Source organism: Alcanivorax sp. HI0083, assembly GCF_001635175.1.
This window is the reverse complement of the sequence record NZ_LWFX01000942.1, coordinates 1-6,235: the sequence shown is the minus strand read 5'-3', so window position 1 is coordinate 6,235 and position 6,235 is coordinate 1. Positions and strand designations below refer to the sequence as shown.

5 protein-coding genes are annotated in these 6,235 nt (G+C 57.5%); 3 read left to right on the top strand and 2 right to left on the bottom strand.

Annotation, left to right across the window (positions count from 1 at the left end):
• From A3754_RS10495 to A3754_RS10485, 3 genes are all read left to right on the top strand, one after another.
• Positions 1-488: ATP-binding protein (locus tag A3754_RS10495; protein ID WP_231880584.1), on the top strand; the 488-nt coding region annotated here is incomplete at its 5' end.
• Entirely contained in the window at positions 485-1,168 is a 684-nt protein-coding gene (locus A3754_RS10490; RefSeq protein WP_063519634.1) for a response regulator, read from the top strand. The genes A3754_RS10495 and A3754_RS10490, both read left to right, overlap by 4 nt.
• Positions 1,169-1,457: 289 nt before the next feature.
• The gene (locus A3754_RS10485; RefSeq protein ID WP_063519633.1) at positions 1,458-1,784 is read left to right on the top strand and encodes a Spy/CpxP family protein refolding chaperone; all 327 of its coding nucleotides are present in this window, start codon (positions 1,458-1,460) and stop codon (positions 1,782-1,784) included.
• 151 nt (positions 1,785-1,935) lie between these two features.
• Here A3754_RS10485 and aceF read toward each other — a convergent pair whose 3' ends face one another.
• Both aceF and aceE read right to left on the bottom strand, forming a co-directional pair.
• Positions 1,936-3,651 (bottom strand): dihydrolipoyllysine-residue acetyltransferase, encoded by a 1,716-nt coding sequence (aceF, locus tag A3754_RS10480; RefSeq protein WP_063519632.1) that lies wholly within the window; start codon positions 3,649-3,651, stop codon positions 1,936-1,938.
• A 52-nt stretch (positions 3,652-3,703) separates the two neighbouring features.
• Positions 3,704-6,235, bottom strand: a 2,532-nt coding sequence (gene aceE / locus A3754_RS10475; protein ID WP_063519631.1) for a pyruvate dehydrogenase (acetyl-transferring), homodimeric type, incomplete at its 5' end; no start/stop codon positions are given.

Sequence of the window (6,235 nt, the reverse complement as noted above, 5' to 3'; positions counted from 1 at the left end):
ACGGCGGAAACCTGCGCTACCAGTTCCGTCAGGAAGATCTGAGCAGCCTTATCGAGGACGTGCTCGACAGCTACCGGGGCGCTTTTGCGCAACGCGAGATAACCTGCCGCACGACTTTGCCCGATCAGGCCCTGCTCCAGCAGGACCCGGTACGCCTGCGCCAGCTACTGGATAACCTGTTTCAGAACAGCCTCAAGTACACCGCCGACGGCGGCGAGCTGGCCGTTTCCTTGACCCGGCAAAAAGATGACACCTGGTTACTGACGGTGGATGACAGCGCCCCCGGCGTCCCCGACGACGCCCTGCCCAAACTGTTTGATCACCTGTATCGGGTGGAAAGCTCCCGTAACCGCCGCACCGGGGGAGCCGGGCTGGGGCTCGCTATTTGCCAGCGCATTGTCGAAGCCCACGGCGGCACCCTTCATGCGCAGCACAGCCCGCTGGGCGGTGTGCACATCCAGATCTCGCTACCGGGAGACGCGCCATGAGCCGCATCCTGATCGTGGAAGATGAACCGCGCCTGTCACAGCTGGTGGCGGATTACCTGCAACATGCCCACTACCAGACCGAACAGACCGACAGCGCCAAAGCCGCCATTGCCCTGGCCCGTGAGCAATCCTTTCATGCGATATTGCTGGATCTGATGCTGCCCGACGGCGATGGCATGGAAGTGTGCAAGGCCATCCGCCAGCACAGCAACGTGCCGATTCTCATGGTCACCGCCCGCGTGGATGAAGTGGACCGCCTGCTGGGCCTGGAACTGGGCGCTGACGATTACATCTGCAAACCGTTCAGTCCTCGTGAACTGGTAGCCCGGGTGAAAGCCGTTCTGCGCCGGGCGAATCCCGAACCCAGCGAGCAAGACGATGGACTGCGACTCGATGAGGAACGCTATGAAGCTATTCTCAATCAGTCCCAGGGCCAGCAACGCATCGCACTCACCGCTATCGAATTCGCCCTGCTCGCCACCCTGTCTCGCCAGCCGGGCCGAATCTGGTCACGGGACCAGCTGATGGACGAAATCTACAAGGACCACCGCGTGGTGTCCGACCGCACCATCGACAGCCACATCCGTAAGCTGCGCCGCAAACTCAGTGACGGCGACGCACAATCCCATGACTGGATAGGCAGCGTGTACGGGGTGGGGTATCGGCTGGAAACGCCGTAACACCTCCGCCTACTTGTAGGAGTCGAACCTCGCGAAGCGAGGCGCTAGACGAGCGTTCCGCACGATTGATCGCCTTTCGGGGATTCCGTGCTGCGCACGGTTCGGCCCCTGGAAGGGAATCTCCTACAGCACAAATCAGGCGTCGTTGCGGTTTTGATTTTCCTTGCAGCTCGTTGCTCGCAGCTAGTAACTGCTTCTTCCACATTTCCTGCATATTGCTTGCACCCTTTGCCGCAATACTCTCCCCATCACATTCAGGGACTCAATGGAGTCACAAGGAGAAAGCCCCATGAAAAAGATCGCCATCGTTATTCTTGCTGTTTTTACCACATCCGCTTTTGCCATGGGCCCCGGTCATCGGGGCGGTGAGAGAATGGTCGAACACATGACAAAAAAGCTGGAACTGACGGAAACGCAAAGCGCAAAAATGACCAGCGTCTTTGAGGAGCAGGGTGAGAAAATGAAAGCCTTGCACGATGAAACCCAGGCAAAAATCAACGCCATTCTGACACCGGAACAGCAGGAGAAAATGGCGGAGCTTAAAGAAGACCGCAAAGAGCGCTGGGAAGAACGCAAAGAAAAACGGAAACAGAAAAAAGGGGAGCGCGGAGNGTAACGTCCGGGCAATTCTTATCTCGAAACACTAAACCGGCATGAAAGCCGCCCTGTTCGCGATGCGAGCATCGCCTCCCACAAGACAAGCGCGTTACTGTGGGAAGCCATGCTTGCATGGCGAATTGTCTTTTCCAGACCGTCGACGCGAAGCCCTACAACAACGCCTGACGCATATCCGTCAATAGTTGGCTCAAGTACGTCGTGAACCGCGCCGCAGCCGCCCCATCAATAACCCGGTGATCGTAAGACAAACTCATCGGCAGCATCAGCCGGGGCTGAAACTGATTACCATCCCATACCGGCTGCATGTCCGAACGGCTCACGCCGAGAATCGCCACTTCCGGCCAGTTCACAATCGGCGTAAACGCAGTCCCACCAATACCGCCCAGGGACGAAATGCTGAAGGTTCCGCCTTTCATATCCGCAGGTGTCAACTTACGGTTACGGGCTTTCTCGGCCAGCTCGCCCATTTCCAGAGCGATTTCCTTCAGCCCTTTCTTGTCCGCATCCTTGATCACCGGCACGACCAGACCATTGGGGGTGTCTACCGCTATACCAATATTGATATAGCGTTTTTCAATCAACGCCTCGCCACTGTTTTCCAGCGAACTGTTGAAACGCGGGTACTCCTTCAGCGCCCGCGCACAGGCTGTCACCAAAAACGCCAGCATGGTGAGCTTTACGCCCTCGCGTTCAAGGCGTTTGTTCTGACTTTTGCGGAACGCTTCCAGGTCGGTGATATCCGCATTGTCATGCTGGGTCACATGGGGAATGGTCAACCAGGAACGCGTCAAATTCTGGGCGGATACCTTGCGTAGCTTGTTTAACTCAACCCGCTCAATGTCTCCGAACTGGCTGAAATCAATCTCCGGCAGTTCTACTGCCAGGCCACCGCCTGCGCCCCCGGCCGGCTGCCCTTCCAGGCGCTGCTTCACATAGGCATGCACGTCATCTTTGAGAATACGACCTTTCGGGCCTGTGGCGCTGACCTGTGACAAATCCACCCCGGTTTCCCGAGCCAGCTTGCGCACCGCAGGGCCAGCATGGACAGGTTTGGACGGAGACGCCCCACTGTCGGCGACTTGCCCCCGGGATGAAGAGGAAGGCTCGCTTTTCTGTGCCGGCTTGCCTTGTGCGCCTGTGTCACTGTCTTTGCCGGTTTCCTTCTCCTCCTTATTGGCGTGTTCGGCATCAGCCTCTTTTTCACTCTCCGGTTCTCGCTCGCTTGCTTCTGCTGATACAGAACCACCCGCAACCGCCAATGTAATCAGGGCATCACCGGTGCCGACCTTGTCACCGACGCTGACGCTAACCGACTCCACCTTGCCGGCGTTCGGCGACGGAATTTCCAGCGACGCCTTGTCGGATTCCACCACCACGATGACCTGCTCTTCGTCGAGCTCATCGCCCACAGCCACATTCACTTCAATAATTTCTGCCGCATCGATATCACCAAGATCCGGCACCTTTACGGTTTCCGTGCGGCTTCCTGCCTGCTCTTTCGGCTTGTCCACCTTGGCGCTGTCGCCCGACGCGTTTTCCTTTTTCGGCTCATCCTGCGGCTGCGATTGGGCACCGCTACCCTGCGCCGTGTCGCCCTTGTCATCTGCTGCTACGGATTCATCATTGCCTTCGGCCTCAAGCTCCATAACCGCATCGCCTTCCTTGACGCGATCACCCACCTTGACACTGATTGCAGCAACTTTTCCGCCCTGGGGCGCTGGCACTTCCACTGTTGCCTTGTCGGATTCCAGCACAATAATGGTGTCTTCGGCGTTAATGGTATCGCCAACTTTCACGCTGATCTCGATGACATCAACAGGATCACTGCTGCCCACATCGGGAACATGAATTTGCGTTTTACTCACACCTGAACTCCTTATAGTGAGATCACTGATCGATAATCAGTGATGGGTGCGATCAATGCATCACCGGATAGGGTTTATCCGTATTGATGCCATATTTCTCAATGGCCTGTTTCACCACCGCAGCCTCAACCTTGCCCTCTTTGCGCAAGGCATTCAGTGCCGCCAGCACCACGAAGTAACGATCCACTTCAAAGAAATGGCGTAACTTCTGGCGTGAGTCGCTGCGCCCGAAACCATCGGTACCCAGCACCGAATACGGGGCTTTCACCCAGGGGCGAATCTGGTCGGCAAAGGCGCGCATGTAATCAGTGGATGCGATCACTGGCCCGGCGCGACCCTCCAGGCATTTCTCTACCCAGTTAGGCCCTCGCTCTTTTTCCGGGTTGAGCATATCGTCGCGGTCCAGCTGAAGCCCTTCACGACGCAGCTCGTTGAAGCTGGTGACGCTCCACACATCCGCCGCCACACCGAAATCCTCTCGCAGCAAGTCCGCCGCCGCTTCCACTTCGCGCAATATCGTACCGCTGCCGAGCAGCTGAACCCGCAGGGTTTTCTTTGCTTTCGGTTTGCCTTCACGCAGCAGATACATGCCTTTGCGGATGCCTTCTTCCGCCCCTTCAGGCATGGCACCGTGCATGTAGTTCTCATTCATCAGGGTCAGGTAATAGAACACCTTTTCGTTGTCCTCATACATGCGTCTGAGGCCATCCTGAAGAATCACTGCCAGCTCGTAACTGTAGGTGGGATCGTAACTGACACAGTTGGGCACGGTGCTGGCCAGCAGATGACTGTGGCCATCCTGGTGCTGCAACCCTTCGCCGTTCAGGGTGGTCCGCCCGGCGGTGGCGCCCAGCAGAAAACCGCGGGCCTGGCTGTCGCCGGCGGCCCAGCACAGGTCTCCCACGCGCTGGAAGCCGAACATGGAGTAATAGATGTAGAACGGAATCAGGGTGAAGTCGTGGACGCTGTAACTGGTGGCTGCCGCCAGCCAGCCGGACATGGCACCGGCTTCGTTGATGCCTTCTTCGAGAATGCGCCCCTTCTTGTCTTCCCGGTAATACATCACCTGGCCAGCATCTTCCGGTTCATACTTCTGGCCGCCGGATGAATAAATGCCTAACTGGCGGAACAGCCCTTCCATGCCAAAGGTACGGGCTTCATCGGGCACAATCGGTACCACGCGCTCACCAATCTGCTTGTCCTTGATCAGCGTGCTCATCATGCGCACGAAGGCCATGGTGGTGGATATTTCCCGATCACCACTGCCTTCAAGAAAGTTGGCAAACACATCCAGCCCGGGGATGGTCAATTGCTGGCTGGCTTTCTGGCGGCGCACGGGCATATAGCCGCCCAGTTTGTCGCGTTGTTCCTTCATGTAACGCAGCTCGGCGGAGTCCTCTGCCGGGCGGTAATAGGGCACCTCTTCCAGCTGCTCATCGGTGAACGGCATATCGAAGCGGTCGCGGAAATCCTTCAGGCTTTCCAGATCCAGTTTTTTCATCTGATGCGTTTTATTGACGGCTTCACCGGCACCGGTGGCATAACCCTTGACCGTCTTGGCCAAAATCACCGTGGGCCGCCCGGTGTGATTCACCGCAGCGTGATACGCCGCGTACACCTTGAACGGATCGTGGCCACCCCGGTTCAGGCGATACACATCTTCATCGCTCATGTGCTCGACCAGTTTCTTCAGTTCCGGGTTCTCACCAAAGAAATGTTCCCGGGTGTAGGCGCCACCGTTTTTCTTGTAGGCCTGATATTCCCCATCCACACATTCTTCCATGCGGCGACGCAGCAGACCTTCACTGTCTTTTTCCAGCAACGGGTCCCACAGGCGCCCCCACACTACCTTGATCACGTTCCAGCCGGCGCCACGGAACACGCCTTCCAGCTCCTGGATAATTTTACCGTTACCGCGCACCGGGCCATCCAGTCGCTGCAGGTTGCAGTTCACCACAAACACCAGGTTATCCAGCTTTTCACGCCCCGCCAGAGCGAGGGCGCCAAGGGATTCCGGCTCGTCCATTTCACCGTCACCCAGGAATGCCCAGACCTTGCGGTTATCCTGCTGGATCAACTCCCGGTTCTGCAGGTACTTCATGATGTGGGCCTGGTAGATGGCCTGAATCGGCCCCAGCCCCATGGAGACAGTAGGAAATTGCCAGAAGTCCGGCATCAGCCAGGGGTGGGGATAGGACGACAGTCCCTTGCCATCCACTTCCCGGCGGAAGTTATCCAGCTGCTCTTCGCTGATGCGCCCTTCCAGGTAAGCCCGTGCGTAGACACCCGGTGCCGAATGGCCCTGAAAGAACACCAAATCGCCCTCGTTCTCATCGCTGGGGGCGCGGAAGAAATGATTAAAGCCCACATCGTAAAGGGTGGCGGAGGAGGCAAAAGAGGCGATGTGGCCACCCAGCTCATCATCGTTATCCATGTTGGCCCGCATAACGGTGGCCAGCGCATTCCAGCGCACCAGTGAGCGAATACGGCGCTCCATGAACATGTCACCGGGGATGGCGGCTTCGTCCTTGGGGGCAATGGTATTGAGATAAGGGGTGTTGAGGTGGGTGCGATAAACGCCCTG

Excerpts from the sequence above, each read along its gene's own strand:
- A3754_RS10490 (WP_063519634.1), top strand. The coding sequence starts at position 485 with ATGAGCCGCATCCTGATCGTGGAAGATGAACCGCGCCTGTCACAGCTG.